The organism is Natrialba sp. PRR66, assembly GCF_034808065.1.
GTDB classification, from domain to species: Archaea; Halobacteriota; Halobacteria; order Halobacteriales; family Natrialbaceae; genus Natrialba; species Natrialba aegyptia.
Window position 1 is genome coordinate 22,745 of sequence record NZ_JAXHGN010000005.1, and the last position, 17,630, is coordinate 40,374.

Below are 17,630 nucleotides of genomic sequence, written 5' to 3' on the forward strand. Positions count from 1 at the left end.
CCGGCTCCCCTCGTCTCGGTACTTTTGACCACGAGTTCTTTTGACGAGTCGCGTTCGTGTGGTAATAGTGACCACTGTGAACGATCAGATCGAACTCGATCGCTTCGACTCGCGGCGCTCGACGGCGTACGCGACCGGCGGAATGGTTGCGACCAGCCAGCCGCTCGCGGCGCAGGCGGGTGTTTCGATACTAAAAGACGGTGGGAACGCCTTCGATGCCGCCGTGGCGACGGCAGCCGCGTTGAACGTCGTCGAACCGACTTCGACGGGGCTCGGCGGCGACGTGTTCGCCCTCTATCGAACCGCAGACGGCGAGGTCGGTGCGATGCGCTCCTGCGGCGGCGCGCCGGCCGGGGCGACGATCGAAACCGTGACCGAAGCGCTCGAGACGGCGGCTGAGCCGGGACGGTACTATCCGGAGTCGCGCGGCTACGCCGTCGACGGTGGGACTGGTGTGACCGATCTGCGGATGCCGTTTCTCGGGCCGCACGCGGTCACCGTCCCGGGGACCGCCCGCGGCTGGGAGGCGACGGTTCGGGAGTTCGGTCGGCGGTCGCTCGCCGACGTGCTCGAGCCGGCGATTCACTACGCTCTGGAGGGGTACCCCGTCTCGCCAATTATCGCCCACCACTGGGACGGGGCCGAGGAGCTATTTACCGACGAGCACGCTCGCGAGGCCTTCCTGTTCGGTGGTGAGAGCCCGGCACCGGGTCAGATCGTGACGCTCCCCGAACTCGGGGCCTCACTCCAACGGATTGCGGATGAGGGTGCGGATGCGTTCTACGAGGGAGCGATTGCCGACGCGATAGTCGGGGAGGTCCGGGACGCCGGCGGCGTGATGACGCACGACGATCTCGCCTCGTTCGAACCCGAGTTCGTCGAGCCGGTGCGGACGACCTACAACGGCGCGACGGTCTACGAACTCCCGCCGAACAATCAGGGACTCGTCGCGCTCGAAGCACTGAACATCGCCGAGGAGATCGGTGCCGGCGAGTACGCCTACGACTCGCCCGAACGGATTCACGCCTTCGCGGAGGCGACGAAACTGGCCTTCGTCGACGGCCACCACTACATCACCGATCCGGCCTACGAGACGGTCCCGCCGCTCGCCTCGAAATCCTACGCACGCGAACGCGCCCGTGCGATAGGCGAGACGCCCGTTCGAGAGCCGTCGGTGGGCGTCCCGAACGCACCCGCCGAGGACGCCGATACCGTCTTACTGACCGTCGGCGACGAGGCGGGCAATCTCGTTTCCTACATCAACTCCCGGTTCGCCGGCTTCGGCAGCGGCCTCGTCGCCGGCGATACCGGTATTGCGCTGCAGAACCGCGGCGCGTCGTTCTCGCTCGACCCCGACCATCCGAACAGGCTCGAACCCGGCAAGCGTCCCTTCCACACGCTCGTTCCGGCGATCGCTGCACTCGGGCCGGACGACTGGCTGGCCTTCGGCGTGATGGGTGGGTATATGCAACCCCAGGGCCACGTGCAGGTGCTCTCTAACCTTCTCGACTACGAGATGGCCCCCCAGGCTGCACTCGACGCCCCCCGGTGGCGCTATCGCGAGGACGGCACGCTCGGCGTCGAAGAACGGCTTCCCGCGCAGGCCGACCTCGCTCGGCGAGGACACGACGTTCGCGTGCTCCCGCCAGTCATGTTCGGCGGCGCACAGCTCGTCCGCCGAACCGGGGAGACGCTCGCCGGCGCAACGGAACCCCGGAAGGACGGCGTGGCGATCGGCGTTTGAACGCCGGCGGTCTTCTCCTCCGGTACGCAACCCCGAAATAGCTACCTCCGCTCCTCCACACCTCATATCGACGCGACGTTTTTACCGCTGCTTCACTCAGTGGGTGTATGAACGATCGGCTCGAGACGCTCCTCACACCCGAGCCTCCACAGTGGTCCTCTCCAGAGACGCTCCACGTCCTCGTCGCTGGCTCAGCAGCGCTCCGCCGAACCGTTTCGGAGACGCTCGCTGACAGCGCCCTCCTCGTCTCTACCGCTGACGATCTCACTGACGATCCTACTACCGACGAGACTACCGCCGACGATACCGCCGAACCCGCCGCTGCACGTGAACTCGAACTCGATTCGGATTCCGAATCGCAACCGGACTGCCTGCTCACCGACGATCCGTCACTATTCACGGAGCTGCACGCAGACGAGTTCACGATCGTCGTCGTCTCCGATTCGGCTGGTGACATTGATGTTGGTCTTGACACCGGTGCTGACGCCGACACTGATACTGACACTGACACTACCACTAACACTGACTCGCCAGTCGCTGGCGACTCGCCGTCGGTCGAGTTCATCTCGCGGGAGACAGTCGAGACGCAATCGCTGCTCGAACATCGGCTTCGCCGGGCGGTCGAGTTCGGTGCAGTCCAACGGCTCCAGTCGGGCCAGGCGGAGTGGTATCGGTCGCTGTTGGAGCGCTCGTCGGATCTGTTATTCGTCCTCGACGAGACGGGCGAGATCACGTACTGCTGTCCGTCGGTGGGTGCTGAAGATGGCTCGACCGGAAACGAACCGACGGGTGGCCACGCCCGGGGTGACACTCTGCAGGCGCTGCTTGGGACACACTTTCTGGAGCAGATTCATCCCGACGATACGGCGCAGGTTCGCGAGACAATCACGGCCGTTCGGACCGCCGCGGTCGGCGCGTCCGAGACGATCGAATACCAGTACCAGACCGGCACGGAATCCGACACCTGGTGTATCCACGAGGCGACCCTGACGAACCGACTCGGGGACGGACTCGTCGATGGCATCATCGTCTCGGCTCGAGACGTCACCGAGTTCCACCGCGTCGAACGCGAACTCGACGAGTCGTTTCGCCGCGTGACGGACGCGTTCTTCGCACTCGATGCGGACTGGCGGTTCACGTACGTCAACGAACAGGCCGCGGAGACCCTTGATGTCGATCGGGAGGCAATCCTCGGCCAACCGGTCCTCGACGTATTCCCCGACATGGACGGGACGGACTTCCAGACGGCCGCACTCGAGGCGATGGACCAACAAGAACCGCGCGCCCTGGAACGGTACTACGGCCCCTACGATCGGTGGATCGAGACCCGTATTTACCCGTCACCGACCGGTATCTCCGTCTACTTCCGCGACGTGACCGATCGTATCGAACGCGAACGCGAACTCGAAATCCGTACCGAACGCCTGCAGGCGATCGTCGACAACGCCCCCATTATTCTGTTCACGCTCGATCCCGACGGCACGGTGACACTCGCCGAAGGACAGGGGCTCAACCGTCTCGACACCGTCCCCGCCGAAGTCGTCGGCAAGTCGGTTCTGGACCTCTTCGACGACCATCCCAAGGTCTGGGCCGACTTCCGCGCCGCACTCGAGGGATATCCCATCCACGTCCACAACGAGATCGACGGTCGCGTTCTCGAGGCGTGGTGCCGGCCGATCATGGCAAACCGAGCCCCCGAGAACGGTGCAACAGCAACCGGTGACGACCCCACTGTCGAACGCATCATCGGCACCGCCGTCGACGTCACCGAACGCGTCCACTATCAGGAAACACTCAACGCCCTCCACGATGCCACGAGCCACCTCCTCACCGTCAAATCCAAACAGGCCGCCTGCGAATACATCGTCGACGTCGCCGGCGATGTCCTCGACTTAGATGCCGGCGTCTACCGCTTCGACGACCAGCAAAACGAACTCGTGCCGGCCGCCTACGCAACCGCCTTCGAATCCGTCGTCGACGACCTCCCCCGATTACAACCCGGCGGGAGCATCACCTGGGAGACGTTCGTCTCCGGCACGCCAGCCGTCTACGACGATGTCACCGACGCCGACCTCGCCTTCGATGAGTCGACAGCCGTCCGGAGCGGTCTCTACGTTCCCCTCGGCGAACACGGCGTCCTCGTGGCTGCCTCGCGCGAGCCCGGGCAGTACGACGACGAAACGGTCGAACTCGCCCAGCTATTCGCCCGCACCGCTGAGGCTGCCCTCGACCGGATCGGTCGAACCAGCCGCCTCCACGACCGTGAGCGCGAACTCCAACGTCAAAACACCCGCCTCGAGCGCCTCAACGCCGCCAACCGCGTTCGACAGGACATCGAGCAACTCCTGTTGCTGAGCGACACGCGCTCCGAAATCGAACGCGGCATCTGCAGCCGCCTCACCGAACTCGAGGCGTGTTCGATGGCCTGGATCGGTACTCCGGACCCGAGCGGCACCCAACTTCGACCCCGGACCCAGGCCGGTCGTGACCACGGCTATCTCGACGCCGTCACCGTCACAACCGTCGACGACTCCGCCGCCGAACCCGCCGGCCGTACCGCCCGCACCCGCTCGCCCACCTACGTCGAAAACATCGCCGATGCGGTCCACGACGGCGACTGGCGGGCCGAAGCGCTCTCACAAACCTTCCAGTCCGTCTACGCCGTTCCGCTGGTCTACGGCGAGTTCCGCTATGGCGTCCTCGCCCTCTACGCCGACGACCGCGATGCCTTCGATTCACAACTCCGGGACATTCTCACCGAACTCGGCGAAACGATCGCCTACGCGATCGACACCGTCAAACACAGGCAGGCCGCCGCCGAGGACGACCGCTCCGAGGTCGAACTCGAGATCGAACGGGGCTCGCTCCTCTCCACGCTGGCGACGCGACTCGACGCCACCGTCGAACTCGAAGGTGCGACGACCGGAACGGACGGGCCCCTCATCTTCGTCTCCGTCAACAGCACCGAGTTCGGAACGGACGACTCAAAGGCGTCTTCCGAATCCGTCGAGCCACCCTCTTTTCTATCAGAAATATCCGGGTTCGTCGATGCCTCGGTGATCGCCACCGCCGAGGGACGAACGCTCTTCCAACTCCAACTCACGGAACCGTTCCTCGGCTCTATCGTCGAGTCCCACGGCGGAACACTCCGATCGATCGTCGCCACAGCGGACGGTTCGACCCGCGCTCGCATCGACGTTCCAGACGCCGTCGAAGTCCGCAATCTCCTTTCGGGGCTCGCCGACAACGACGTCCACGCATCGCTCGTCGCCCGCCGCGACCAACCTGCAGACACGTCTCCATCGCTCGATCCAGCCAGCCGAAACGCCATTCTCGAACAACTCACCGATCGCCAGCGCGAGGTCGTTCAGACCGCCTATCACGGCGGCTTTTTCGAATGGCCGCGCCACACGACCGGCGAAGAAATCGCGGCCTCCCTCGAAATCTCCCCGCCCGCATTTCACAAACACGTCCGGGCCTCCGAACAGAAACTCTTCGAGACGCTGTTCGAAGACTCGTTCTCCGCGACGGACAGTTAATCAATTAACCCATCCGACCGAGCACGGTTACACAGTTAACAATCAGCCTCTTTACAGTCAACCGTGAAGGAAGACTACCTTCCACGGAATTGGGGGCTACTGCAATGACTAAAATGCCTTCACCATCGCAACCAGTCTCACGCACAGAGGAACCGTATACCACTCAGTACGACCGTCTCGACGACGAACCGCTCAGCGTCGCGGTCGCAACCGCCGTCGCAACCGCCTGCAACGAAGACGTCACTGAACTCGAACCGCTCCACTACGCAATCAACGCTGACGCACTCGAACGACTGTTCGAGCCGCGTGCCAACGGGCTCCGAACCGATGGCTCTGTCTCCTTCGAGTACAGCGACTGTCTCGTCACGATAACCGCAGACGGCACGATTCAGATCGAATCCTAGGTGTTACTCTTCACCCATTAATCACTCTGGGCGTCCTCCGTCGAGTTCGCTCGTGACTCTGAAAGCCGATCTGCTGTTGGCCGCACGTCGACACGGCCAGTCTCGTCCACACGAACTGTATACCCGCAGTAGGTGAACTCGATTTTCGAGCGTGCTGGCTTCGCGTGGGTTCCAAAGTCAGTGTTCGTCCTGTCGGCCATCGACTGAACCAGTGTATCGAGTGCGTCCGGATCGATAACGTTGTAGAGCGGCGGTTCGAGTTCAGTCGGATCGACACCTTCGGCTGTTGCAATCTGCTGTAGTATCTCGATACTCGGTTGGGTCCCCGACCCCATACTACTCCGTGCCACACCATCCAAGATAAAACCGCTGATGGTTTTCTGACGCGTGGCAGCCACACGTCAGCCACACGTCTGACGATTTCCAGATTCGCGGGCCGATTCGAGGGGCAACCGGGGCTGACTCACCGTTCGACACCCGTTCTCGGCGTCCACTTTCGATGACAAGAGCGGTTTCGACCGAGTTGAACTCGATCATCAACAACGGTTTCAAAACAGAAGCAGTTGCTCACCAGAGTTCAGAATGGCAATTAGTATTCCGTCGGAGGCGGACTCTTGTGGATCGTGAATTATATTGAATACGCCCATCACTCTGCTACACAAAAATACATCATTTGACCATAGAGTCTCGAAACAGTTCCGTCTAGCGACAAATTTGTCCTCCGGTTCGTTTTCGAAGGCGTATATACCTATTACCGGAAAGTAATAAATTACTATCTGCGCCGCCCTTTCGATCACAACTGGCCGAACAGAGCCTTGTAGCTGCGTATAACGGATTACCTCGGAATATGTTAGAACTGTTCTCGTGAGTACTTTCGTTACTGACTTCCCACCAAATACGACTCCACTTGATTTTCTTGTAGAGTTGTATTTGACACGGTTCTTTGAATTCCGAGCAGTCGTTTGGAAGTGAGGCTGAAAGCACTCTTTTCAGCCAATCGTTTTGATTCTAGTTAGGTGTAGTTACTATTGTAACATTTGTTGCCACTAATAACGGTATCCGGATGAGGGAGTGGTGGGGTGTGCGAATCAGAATGACAGACGATCAATCAATCCGTACTCGCCGCAACGTGCTCCGGACGACCGGTATCGTCAGTCTCGGAACGGTCGGACTGACTGGTGCCGTTTCCGCGCATAACGACCAGAAGAAGAAAGACGGGAAAAAGAGAGATAGCAAGAAGAAGCACGGCAAGAAGAAACACGGCAAGAAGCACGGCAAGAAGAAACACGGCAAGAAGCACGACAAGAAGAAACACGGCAAGAAGAAGAAGGACGGCAAGAAGCACGACAAGAAACACGACAAGAAGAAGGACGGCAAGAAGAAGAAGGACGGCAAGAAACACGGGAAGAAGAAAGGCAAGCGGAAGAAAGGCGATAAGAAGGGGCACCATCACAACGAGAAAGACAGGAGAAACGGAATCGTTGTGGAGACAAGCAATGTACGAGTTGCGATCGGGCCGCACGGAATCAGTGTTAGAACATCGAATAATTCCGTCAATCTGTAAGGACTCCGGATAGCCACGGAGACACGATTCCTCCCCTTCTTTTCGGTAAGTACGGTTCCATGAGTTCCCGTGGCCAGCCCACGAGTTCACTTTTGGCGACCGATGGCAGTGACTCGTCCGCCGCTGTCGGTCATTGTAGACACGGTTTCCGGAGAGACGCTGTGATGTTGGCGTGAGGACGAACGAAGTCCTGTACTGAACGCCGTGAGTTCCAGCAATTCACAGCCTATTAGTCACTATCATCACAATAATCTGGACAAACCGTTGGTAGCAGGGAATGCATATCCGTCGTTGCCAACCGCGGACGCCTATCCTGGGGGCAGTTCCCTGCTATCTCACCCATCCCACTCCGTTTCCCACTCCGATGGTGCTTCTCACCGATGTCTCCCAGCCTGCCGTCCGGATCGTCTCGGCGATCCGAGAGCTGGTTGCACTCTCCCCCCGACTATCGATATGGAGCTCTCCCCGCTCGGTAATCACTCACCTGCTACCCGGCGAGGGCCGTCGTCGCACGTGTCGTTCTCGTAGCCGACCGTAGACGAAGCGGCCACTGCACTCGTGGGGAATCTAGCGATATGGAAAAGTGGGAAATGCCCGGGGAGGGCTCCGAACCCTCGATCTCCGCATGTCCCAGGTCCGAGGCTCGGCAGTCCTCTGTGGGACACGGAGGCTTCCAAGGCGAAACCGCACCGAATCTCTGAACCCTATGAGTGCGGCGCTATGTCCAGCTAAGCCACCCGGGCTCACTCTTCGGTAGTGCCGTCTCTCTCTTTAACCTTCTCATTCCCGCCGGTCGTGCAATCTGGACCCACGGATTTATCACACGTTATTACGAACTGCGTTTCATGAACGTTCCCGGCATCGTTCAGTCTACTCTCGATGGCGAGGAGATCGCGGCACGCGTCTCTCTCGGCGGCGAGGATGAACTCTTCATTACACCCACGCGGACGCTCGTCTACCGTTCGGAGGGACTCTTGAGCGACGAATCGGTTAACGAGTATTCCCACGACGCGGATCGCCTTACGCTTTCGGAGGGTCGTCGCAAGACCAAATTCACGCTCGAGTACGCACTCGAGGGTACACAGGAGTTCTCCGTTCCGTCGAGCAAGACGGACGAGGCGTTGCATCCGGTGATTGCAGGTATTTTGAACGGCAACGAGATTACGGAGCCCGGTGAGACGGTCGTCCAGACGTATCGCTTTAGCGAGCTCACGCTGCTCATCACGAGCGAGCGGTTAGTCAAACACATCGGTGGCGCAGTCTGGGACGAGGATTACGAGGAGTACGCCTTCGAAGACGTGACGAACCTTTCGTTCGAGGACGGCAGCGTCGCTACTCAGATCGTCCTTTCCGTCGATGGTCGCCCGCAGCGGATCAAGGCCCCAAACGACGAAGCAAACGACCTCCGCGAGCGCCTCCAACGTGCACTGTTTGAGTACCACGATGTCGAGTCGCTCGCTGAACTCAACGAGACAGTCGGCGAAGACGACTCCGATGACGATACCGGGACATCCGACGCCTCGATGGACTTCGGTGACGGTGTCGACCCGCTCGACGCCAATCCGCCCGAGTTGACGGACCACGATGACGGAGAGCGAGAGCGCGACCCATCACGGAGCCAGACACAGCAAGATCACTCCACCGACCCGCTTGGCCAGCAAGCGGACACGCGTTCGGCTGAGAGTCAGCCGGGCCGTGATGAAATGCAGTCTCAGTCCCAATCCCAGTCTGCTTCTCACTCTCGATCCACCGCTTCCGACTCAGCCCACACCGACACCGTCTCGGAGCAATCGTCTGCCGCCGCTCCCGAAACCGACTCCGGAATCGCCGATACCGATCCAATTTTCGACGAGACCGACGAGGCCGCCGGAGAGGACGAGTTCAGTTCGGCCGCTGGGTCCGGTGTGGGTGCGAGTTCGGGTGTGGGTGCGACGGGCGATACTCCCAGCGCCGGTACCGACCCCGAAGTCCTCGACCGGCTCGACACGCTCGAGGCGGCACTCGAGGAACAGAACGAACTCATCGAGCAACAACAACGGACGATCGAACAGTTGATTACTGAACTTCGCCAGGGTCGATAACGTCGCAGTTGTCTGCACACTCTCCTATCTACTATCCTCGCTCCGCTCTCTCCTCCTCTCTCCTCCTCTCTCCTCCTCGCTCCTCCCCGCTCCGTTGTTGCCGCACTGATCTAGTGGTCGGTTACACGACCACCAGCCGTCGCCCTCGCTGGCGAGTTCTCAGTCAGTCCGTCTCACGTCCAGTCACCTTCCGGATACACGACGAGCCGAAGGGCCCGAGTTCACCCGCGTCGAGCGTGATGAAGTAGCCGGTCGAGAGGCCACAGCCGCACCGGCGGCAACTGAACTCGCCGTCCTTGGTGATGACGTCCTGTTCGAAGCGGACGTACTGGCGGCTTTTCGGTCGGACGATGCCGTCCTCGCGGTCGATAATTCCGCGAAGTTCGGCTTCGTCGAGGATGGTTCGGGTGATCGTGGGATCGGTCGTGACCGTCTCGATTCGATCGACGACGTCGGCGAGCGAGAGGGAGTCGTGTTCGAGGCGCTCGAGGAGTGCAAGGCCGAGTTCGACGCGTTCGTCGTGGCTGTTTGGCTGTCCGCGGTGCTGTGGCTCGGTTTCTGTGTTGTCTGTACGCTCACGTTGCTCGCGTTCGCGTTCATGTTCGTGTTCGTGTTCGTGTTCGTTCCCGGACCCGTCGCGCGCCATCGATGAGAGGTCACAGAGCGGGGCGAATAAACGTTGTGACGTGTCCGAACGAGCGGATTTGCGGTTGCGATTATGGTTGTGGTTGTGGCTGTGGCTGTGGTCACGGTCGTGGTGGTGATGGTCGTCGCCGCCCAGTTCGCAACTCGCGCGGACGGGAATCGACAGCGTCAGAGCACAAAGGTTTCAACGATTGCCGAAAAAGCCCGACCGATGTCGGCGCTGCCGGTCTCGACGCGAGTTCTCGCTGGCGTGCTCGTCGCCAGCGCAGCCGTCACTGCGGGACTTCTCGTCTCGCCGTCGTCGGTCGTTGTGGCCGTCGAATCGCTGGCAGCGAACCCTGTCGCGTTCGGTATGGCCGTCGCCGGACTCTATCTCGTCCGACCGCTATTTGCCTGGCCAACGACGCCGCTTGCCGCCGTCGTCGGGTACGGCTACGGTATCACGATGGGCGTTCCGTTCGCACTCGGTGGCGTCATCGTCACCGTTACGCCGGTCTTTCTGGGCGTTCGGATCGCTGTCGGTGACGATGCCGACGGAAGTACCGATACGCAAGCAGATGAACGCGAACACGAACGCGCACCCAAATCGCCGTTCACCGGCCTGTTCCAGCGGACAAACGCCGTCATCGACCGCTACTACGAGGCGGCGGGCCCGCTTCGCGGGGTCACAGCCTCGCGGTTGGCACCGGTTCCCTCTGACCTCTCGACGTGCGCTGCAGCGGTCAGCGGTGTCTCCTTTCGCACGTTCGTTCTCGGAACCCTCCTCGGCGAACTCCCGTGGACACTCGGCGCGGTCGTCGTCGGCGCGTCCGCTGGAACGGTCGCCACTGATGGCGTCGGTGAACTCGGGTTGATGCTGTCGGTCGCCTGTTGTCTAGCCGTGTTGTGTTTACTTGCTGGACCGGTCTATCGCGTGGTTCGCTCACGGCAACAGCGGTCCACCGGGAGCCGGTAACCGAGCTATCAGGACCTGGTGCGGTGAGGGCTCACTGAACGCTGGACGACCGTGACACAGCGTGTGTCGCCCTACGTCCAGAACGTATCGGCACAATCGTACACGACACCGTGTTGCGGACAGACATACTTGCAGTGGCGTTTGAATAACTCGCCGCGACAGCGGGGACAGGTCGGCCCTCCCGCAGTCTCCGCGGCCGTCTGATTCCGATCGAAGTTATCGCCGCCATCGTCACCGGCCATACGATTCGCTACCGGCTGTACGGTGCTAAGTGTTGGTGATCCGATTCGGAGACGGAACGCGATTGGAACCGAAAATCGACCGGAAACAAAACCGAGTTCGCTCGCTACGTCGCCCGCTTAGCACTCGCTCCAGCCACAGGACTCGCAGGTCTTGCAGCCTTCGGAGAAGTAAAGCGACAGGGAGCCACACTCGGGGCACTCTGGCGACTCGCCGGCGTCGATGAGATCCTGCGTCGCATCGTCACTGTCGCGGTCGGCAACGCCCGCACCGCCGTCGGTTTCCGGCTCGCTGAACTCGGCGTCCGTTCCCGTCTCGGCTGCGTCCTCTAGGGTCTGCTGGGTCGGGTACGGCTTGTCGATCTCGTCTTCGAGGTATCGGCGCATCGCGGTGCCGATTGCATCGGGGATCGACTGGATCTGCTCGCCCTTGTCCCAGGCGACCTTCGGACTTCGGGTGCCACAGAGTTCGTCGACGATTTCGTCGGGGTCGACGCCCGAACGCAGCGAGGTCGAGATGACCTTCGCGAGCGCTTCGGTAAAGGAGTTCGTAAAGCCGCCGGAGTGGCCAATGTTGGCGAACAGCTCGAACGGCTGGCCGGTTTCGGGATCTTCGTTGATCGTCACGTAGACCTTGCCGTAGCCGGTGTCGATGCGCTGGCTGACGCCCTGGAGCGCGTCGGGGCGCTCGCGCTTTTCGGTGAAGTCGACGTGGATCGGCTCCCGCTCCGATTCTGCAGCGCCATCGCGAGCGTCGCCGGCGAGTTCGTCGGCATCCTCCTCGAGTACCGCCTGTACGTCCTCGCTCCCGAGGAAGGCTTCGAGACCGCCGAAGATCTCGTCGATCTGGTCGACGAGGGCCTCGGCAGCTTCGGTTTCGTCCGCGAAGTCGGTGTTCTCGGCGCGCGTGGTGAGCACCTGCTTCGAGCGGGTGCCGTCGCGGTAGTAGGTGACGCCCTTGCCGCCGTTCTCGTAGACCCACTCGAAGACCTCCTTTGCGTCCTCGAGTGTGGAGTCGTTCGGCGCGTTGACGGTCTTCGAAATCGCGGAGTCGACGCCCTTCTGGCAGGCACACTGGACGGCGGCGTGCTGTTTGGCCGAGAGGTCCGCGGTGATGACGAACAGTTCGCCGATGGCGTCCGGCACGGTCGAAAGCCCTTCGACGCCGTCGAACTGGTTGGTCGCCATCTGTTCCTGGGCCTCTTCCTTGACGGCCTCGACGTCGATGTCGTTGGCCTCCAAGGTGCGAAGGAAGTAGTCGTCGAACTCGACCAGCATCTCGTCGCCCTGCACGTCGTCGGTGACGTTCTTGTAGTAGGCGACGTTGTAGATCGGCTCACAGCCGCCGGTCGTGTTGCCGACCATACTCGTGGTGCCCGTGGGGGCGATGGTCGTCACGTTGTGGTTCCGAATGGGGAACCCGTCCTCCCACTCGTCGGCGTCCTCGCCGGTCTGGCGCTCGAACCACTCGCGGTACTCGGTCGGGGCCGCGTACTTCGAGTCGTCCCAGTCGTTAAAGGAGCCGCGCTCTTCGGCGAGTTCGTGACTCTTTGCCTTCGCGCCGTGGTTGATGTGGGTCATCAGCTGGCGGGCGATTTCGTTGCCCTCCTCGCTGCCGTATTTGACGCCGAGCTGAACGTACAACTGTGCCAGCCCCATGATTCCCAGGCCGATCTTGCGCATGTCCCGGACCGTCTCTTCGATCTCTTCGACCGGGAAGTCCGACATCGTCACGACGTTTTCGAGGAACCGGGTGCCGTACTCGATGCGCTCGTCGAACTCGTCGTAGTCGATGGCCTCCGCGAGGAAGGCGTCGATGGCCTCGGCTTGCGAGGTGAACTCGTCTGCGTGTGCCTCGGACCAGACCCGCCAGTCGGGCGCTGCCTGATCGGCGAGCGTCGAGAGGTTGATGTGGCCGAGGTTGCAGGCCTCGTGTTCCTCTAGGGGCTGTTCCCCGCAGGGATTCGTTGCAAGTATTCTGTGGTCAGGGTTCGCTTCGGTGTCGAAGGAGTGTTCCTTGTTCACCCGCTCAAGGTAAATGACGCCAGGCTCTCCGTTTTCGTGAGCGCCCTCGACGATGCGTTCGAAGATGAGTTCGGCCGGAATCGACAGCGGCTCGCCGACCTCGACGTGTTCGCCGAGATCGTAGCGGCTGTACATCTCCTTGGTTTCCTCGGTCGCGATGTGGGGCTCTTCCGTGCGCGGGTTGGTGAACGTGTACTCGTCGCCGTTTTGGACGGCCTCCATGAACGCGTCGGTGACGCCGACGGAGATATTGAAGTTAGAGAGATGGCCTTCGACGGCGTTGCGCAGGTGCTTCGGGACGCGGCCGTCCTCGTCGATCAGGCTTCGAGCCTCTTCGAGCGCTTCGCTGAAGGAGGTGTAGGTGTAGTCGTCGGGGTCGTTGAGACGCAGACAGTGAGCCAGCGAGACGTCCTTGTTCTTCGCGTGGATGAACTCGATGACGTCGGGGTGAGAGACGCGCATGATGCCCATCTGGGCACCGCGGCGGGTACCGCCCTGGGCGATGGTTTCGCAGAGCTGGTCGTAGGTCCGCATGAAGGTGATCGGGCCCGAGGCGATGCCGCCGGTGGAGCCGACCGCGTCGCCGTAGGGGCGCAGTTGCCAGAACCCGTAGCCGACGCCGCCGCCGGACTGGAAGACCTCTGCGGCCTTCTTTGCGGTCTCGTGGATGTCCGAGAGGTCGTCGTCCGGGCTCATGACGAAACAGGCCGACAGCTGCTGGAGTTCGTCGCCGGCGTTCATCAGGGTCGGCGAGTTCGGCATGAACGAAAGCGATTCCATGCCGTCGGTGAACGTTTCGGCGACGTCCTCGACGTGCTCGCGGACCGGGGCTGGAAGTTCTGGAACAACGGTCTCGTAGGCGAACTTGTTGACGTTGTGTTCGGTGAGTTCCGTTTCGACGTCGTCGTCGACCGTGGTGCCAGCGCCGAAGACCTCCGCGGCGAGTTCGTCTCGGCGCGGGTGGTCCGGTTTGAGTTGGTCGGGCGTGACGGTGATCGTGGTATCCTGCTGTTCGGCCTCGTACACCGCCTCGGCGAGGGCGATGTTCCTGCCGACTCGTTCGAAGAGGTCTTCCTGTTCTTCGATGAGGTCGCCATTGGCGTCCTTGCGCAGGTAGCGTGCGGGCAGGATGTTGTTGTAGGCGTTTGCGGTCAGTCGCTGCTCGAGCGTCTCGCCCTCGGTGCGTTTGATCGGGAGGGTGAGATCCGCCGCGGAGATGTCGTGTTCGCTCACGCGAGAGTCACCTCGCGGGTATCACGTCGCGCTGTGTCGATTCGTGCGTGTATCCGAGTCCTGGCTCTCATCATTCGTGACGAAGGTCTGGTATTCATGCATCCATCATAAAACGTGGTGTTGTTATCCTACTCGTGTTGGAGTAGCACAAGTGTGGTTGTAAAGATGTCTCTATGACATCTGTCCGTGGACGACCGGGAGTGTCGCCGCTCGCGCTGAATACTGCTACGTGGTCGAGTGCCTTAACGATTATCAGAGCGACCTGAAAGTGACCGTCAGTAGCAATAGATGATAACAGCTGTGATTGGCAAAACGCCGCTTCACGGATGTAACGCGGTGTGAAGCTCGATTTCCGAGATAGATATCAGATATCGACATGGTCCCCGTTAAACTGCTGTCAGGATATCCAGAAAGATTACGGCACTGGGGTACGGGAGTTCGATCATGGTCGAACCACTAACAGGGTCGACGGTGTTTCTCGTGCTGGCGGCGCTGGCCGCCTTCGCGGTCGCTGTCATTGCGATTCGTATTGCGATCAAACTGGCCGTCCGCGTCGGGATCATCGCTGCGGTCGTTCTCGCCGCGCTGTATGCCACCGGGACGCTCGGACTGCTCCCCGGGGTCTAATGGACCGATCCGGCGCTCGTACTCTCCTCTTTTCCCACTCCGGATCACGAACCCGCCGAGCGCGACGGTCTCGGCCGATCTATCGCGTTGATCGTCACACCGAGCAACGCTACTCGTCGGCCCCGTCTACGGCTGCGAGGAAATTTTCGATAATATCGTGGCCGACGGCCGTCAGCACGCTCTCCGGATGGAATTGGACGCACTCGATCGGGTACTCGCGGTGGCGGATCCCCATCACGAGTTCGGCGTCGCCGTGGGTCGCCGTCGCCGTCACCTCGAAGCAGTCGGGAACGTCGGTCGCCACCAGCGAGTGGTATCGGCCGGCCTGAAAGCCCTGTTCGAGGCCGGCGAAGACGCCCGTCCCGTCGTGATCGACCGTCGACGCCTTGCCGTGGATCGGTTCGGGTGCTCGCCCGACCGTCCCGCCGAACTCGTAGACGGCGGCCTCGAGGCCGAGACAGACGCCGAGCGTCGGTATCTCGGGACTGAACTCGCGGAGCACGGCCGTCGAGACGCCGACGTCGCGGTCGTTCTTCGGGTGGCCGGGACCGGGACTGATGATGATCGCGTCGGGATCGGTGGCCCGCACGTCCGCGAGCGAGGCCGTATTCTTCACCACGGCGGTCTCCGTGTTCGCCTGCTGGCTCACGTACTCCACGAGGTTGTACGTGAACGAATCGTAGTTATCGACGAAGAGCACGCGCTGTGTCCGCGTCTGTGCCTGTGCCTGTGCCTGCGTCTGTGCTCCCCGCGCCGCGTCGCGTCGATCGACTGCCCGCTCGCTCATCGGCTCACCTCCGGCGTCTCGGCGGCCGAATCAACGGTCGTGGTCTCCGCTCCGTCAACGTCGGCATCGGCGTCACGCTCAATCGCTTCGAGTGCCGCCAGAACGCCGCCCATCTTCTGTTCCGTCTCCTCGTACTCGGCCGTAGGATCGCTATCGGCGACCAGGCCGGCTCCCGCGCGAACCGTGATCCGATCCCCCGTTCGCCCGTCCGAATCGGGGACCGGCGCGTCCGCCTCCACCGTCGCCGTCCGAATGACGATCGCGAAATCGGCGTCGCCCGTCCAGGAGTAGTAGCCGACGCCCCCGCCGTACAGCCCGCGGGGCTCAGTCTCGAGTTCGTCGATGAGCTCCATCGCACGGATCTTCGGCGCGCCCGAGAGCGTCCCCGCGGGAAACGACGCCCGCGTCGCGTCGAACGCGTCGGCGTCCGCGGCCAACTCGCCCGTCACCGTCGACTCGATGTGCTGGACGTGGCTGTACTTCAGCACGTTCATGAACTCGTCGACGCGGACGGAGCCGGCCGCCGAGACGCGCCGCACGTCGTTTCGCGCGAGGTCGACCAACATGGTGTGTTCGGCGCGCTCCTTCTCGTCCGCGAGCATCTCGCCCGCCAGTCGGCGGTCCTCGACGGGGCTCGTCCCGCGGTCGCAGGTGCCGGCGATCGGATTCGCCATGACTTCGCGCCCGCGCACCGACAGCAGCGTTTCGGGACTTGCACCGACGACGGTCAGGTCGTCGTGATCGAGCAAGTACATGTACGGCGAGGGGTTGATCTCTCGCATCGCCTCGTAGAAGCCGATGGGATCGACCTCCCCGTAGAGTTCGCGCGACCGGGAGATGACGCCCTGGTAGATATCGCCGTCGAGGACGTGTTCTTTCGCCCGCTTGACGCTCGCTTCGTAGCGTTCCGGCGACCCGGCGATCTCGTTTTCGCGAACGAAGCCGCCGGGATCGGGCCGGTCGGCGGTCCGCAGCGTCGACGCGACGGCGGCCGCCTCGGCGCGGAGGTCGTCGTAGACGGCAGCGGGGTCGTCCTCGGTGCCGACGATCGGTGTGAAGACGAGCGACACCGTCCCGTCGCGTTCGTCGAACGCGAGCGTCTTCGTCGTCAGGACGAACTGCGCGTCCGGAAACCGCGAGTTCGGTCGCTCGCAGCCGACCTCCTCGAGCCAGAGATCGTAGACGGCGTCGTAGGCGAGAAAGCCGACGAGACCGCCGTCCAGATGCTGTCGGTCGTGATCGGGGACGTTCGCGAGTCGCACGTCGGGCATGGCCCGTCGAAGCGCGTCGACGGTATCGCCGGTTGCGCTGGCATCGTCAGTACTGTCGTCGGCAGCGATGAACTCGAGCGGCGCATCCGGCGAGAGCGCCTCGACACGCATCCCGTCCGGTTCGACGGTGACGACGGCTTCGGGGTCGTAGCCCACGTACGAGAATCGCGCGTGTCGCTCCGTGCCGTCGGACCGCGGCCGGAAGGCACCATCCGGATCGCTCGACGGCGTCTTGTCCGCGCTTTCGAGCAGGAAGGCGTACGGCGAGGGGTCGCGATCGGTCGCCGTTGTCTCCTCGTCTGTGTTGGTTCCCGTTCTCGGTTCTGCGTTCGTCCGTCCGGTCAGCGCCGCATAGGCAGTCAGCGGCGTCGTCTCGAGATCGAGTGTTGCGACGGTACGCACGACGGCAGGTCGGTCGTCGGCTGTTGTCCTGTCACCGGTGGCATACGCACAGAACGTTTCACGGTCGATATTGAACGAAAGGAGGTCGTCTGCATTCGAAGTCGTGTCACTCAT

At 62.1% G+C, this 17,630-nt stretch carries 13 protein-coding genes and 1 tRNA gene; 7 read left to right on the forward strand and 7 right to left on the reverse strand.

The window, feature by feature from the left end:
* Positions 1-76 precede the first annotated feature (76 nt).
* The 3 genes from SM755_RS17070 to SM755_RS17080 all read left to right on the forward strand — a co-directional run bounded on the left by SM755_RS17070 (position 77) and on the right by SM755_RS17080 (position 5,687).
* Positions 77-1,744 carry a gamma-glutamyltransferase family protein gene (locus SM755_RS17070; RefSeq protein WP_323174063.1) on the forward strand — a complete coding sequence of 556 codons (1,668 nt, stop codon included), beginning with the start codon at positions 77-79 and terminating at the stop codon, positions 1,742-1,744.
* 107 nt (positions 1,745-1,851) lie between these two features.
* Positions 1,852-5,283, forward strand: coding sequence for a GAF domain-containing protein (locus SM755_RS17075; protein ID WP_323173721.1), 3,432 nt, complete (start codon positions 1,852-1,854; stop codon positions 5,281-5,283).
* 104 nt (positions 5,284-5,387) lie between these two features.
* The gene (locus SM755_RS17080; protein ID WP_323173722.1) at positions 5,388-5,687 is read left to right on the forward strand and encodes a HalOD1 output domain-containing protein; all 300 of its coding nucleotides are present in this window, start codon (positions 5,388-5,390) and stop codon (positions 5,685-5,687) included.
* Between the two features lie 17 nt (positions 5,688-5,704).
* Here SM755_RS17080 and SM755_RS17085 read toward each other — a convergent pair whose 3' ends face one another.
* Entirely contained in the window at positions 5,705-6,022 is a 318-nt protein-coding gene (locus tag SM755_RS17085) for a HalOD1 output domain-containing protein (RefSeq protein WP_323173723.1), read from the reverse strand.
* A gap of 758 nt (positions 6,023-6,780) precedes the next feature.
* Here SM755_RS17085 and SM755_RS17090 point away from each other — a divergent pair.
* On the forward strand, positions 6,781-7,251 hold the full coding sequence (locus SM755_RS17090; RefSeq protein ID WP_323173724.1) for a hypothetical protein: 471 nt from the start codon (positions 6,781-6,783) through the stop codon (positions 7,249-7,251).
* Positions 7,252-7,842: 591 nt separating this feature from the next.
* Here SM755_RS17090 and SM755_RS17095 read toward each other — a convergent pair.
* Positions 7,843-7,994 (reverse strand) — tRNA-Met (locus SM755_RS17095).
* 102 nt (positions 7,995-8,096) lie between these two features.
* Between SM755_RS17095 and SM755_RS17100 the strand changes: the two genes are divergently transcribed.
* The gene (locus SM755_RS17100) at positions 8,097-9,332 is read left to right on the forward strand and encodes a hypothetical protein (RefSeq protein ID WP_323173725.1); all 1,236 of its coding nucleotides are present in this window, start codon (positions 8,097-8,099) and stop codon (positions 9,330-9,332) included.
* A gap of 163 nt (positions 9,333-9,495) precedes the next feature.
* On the opposite strand, the gene SM755_RS17105 is transcribed toward SM755_RS17100, so the two are convergent.
* Positions 9,496-9,978, reverse strand: a complete 483-nt coding sequence (locus SM755_RS17105) for a DUF5830 family protein (RefSeq protein ID WP_323173726.1) — start codon at positions 9,976-9,978, stop codon at positions 9,496-9,498.
* A 210-nt stretch (positions 9,979-10,188) separates the two neighbouring features.
* Here SM755_RS17105 and SM755_RS17110 point away from each other — a divergent pair, with 210 nt between their 5' ends.
* The gene (locus SM755_RS17110) at positions 10,189-10,932 is read left to right on the forward strand and encodes a VTT domain-containing protein (protein WP_323173727.1); all 744 of its coding nucleotides are present in this window, start codon (positions 10,189-10,191) and stop codon (positions 10,930-10,932) included.
* A 71-nt stretch (positions 10,933-11,003) separates the two neighbouring features.
* Here SM755_RS17110 and SM755_RS17115 read toward each other — a convergent pair whose 3' ends face one another.
* Together SM755_RS17115 and SM755_RS17120 are read right to left on the reverse strand one after the other, a co-directional pair.
* Entirely contained in the window at positions 11,004-11,174 is a 171-nt protein-coding gene (locus SM755_RS17115) for an HVO_2523 family zinc finger protein (protein WP_006109038.1), read from the reverse strand.
* Between the two features lie 117 nt (positions 11,175-11,291).
* Complete coding sequence (locus SM755_RS17120) at positions 11,292-14,429, reverse strand: adenosylcobalamin-dependent ribonucleoside-diphosphate reductase (RefSeq protein WP_323173728.1); 3,138 nt, start codon at positions 14,427-14,429, stop codon at positions 11,292-11,294.
* Positions 14,430-14,873: 444 nt separating this feature from the next.
* Between SM755_RS17120 and SM755_RS17125 the strand changes: the two genes are divergently transcribed.
* Positions 14,874-15,056: a hypothetical protein gene (locus tag SM755_RS17125; protein ID WP_006666730.1), complete on the forward strand. Its 183-nt coding sequence runs from the start codon at positions 14,874-14,876 to the stop codon at positions 15,054-15,056.
* A gap of 109 nt (positions 15,057-15,165) precedes the next feature.
* Here SM755_RS17125 and trpG read toward each other — a convergent pair whose 3' ends face one another.
* Complete coding sequence (trpG, locus tag SM755_RS17130) at positions 15,166-15,843, reverse strand: anthranilate synthase component II (RefSeq protein WP_323173729.1); 678 nt, start codon at positions 15,841-15,843, stop codon at positions 15,166-15,168.
* Positions 15,840-17,630 (reverse strand): anthranilate synthase component I, encoded by a 1,791-nt coding sequence (gene trpE, locus SM755_RS17135; protein ID WP_323173730.1) that lies wholly within the window; start codon positions 17,628-17,630, stop codon positions 15,840-15,842. Before trpE ends, trpG begins: the two co-directional genes overlap by 4 nt.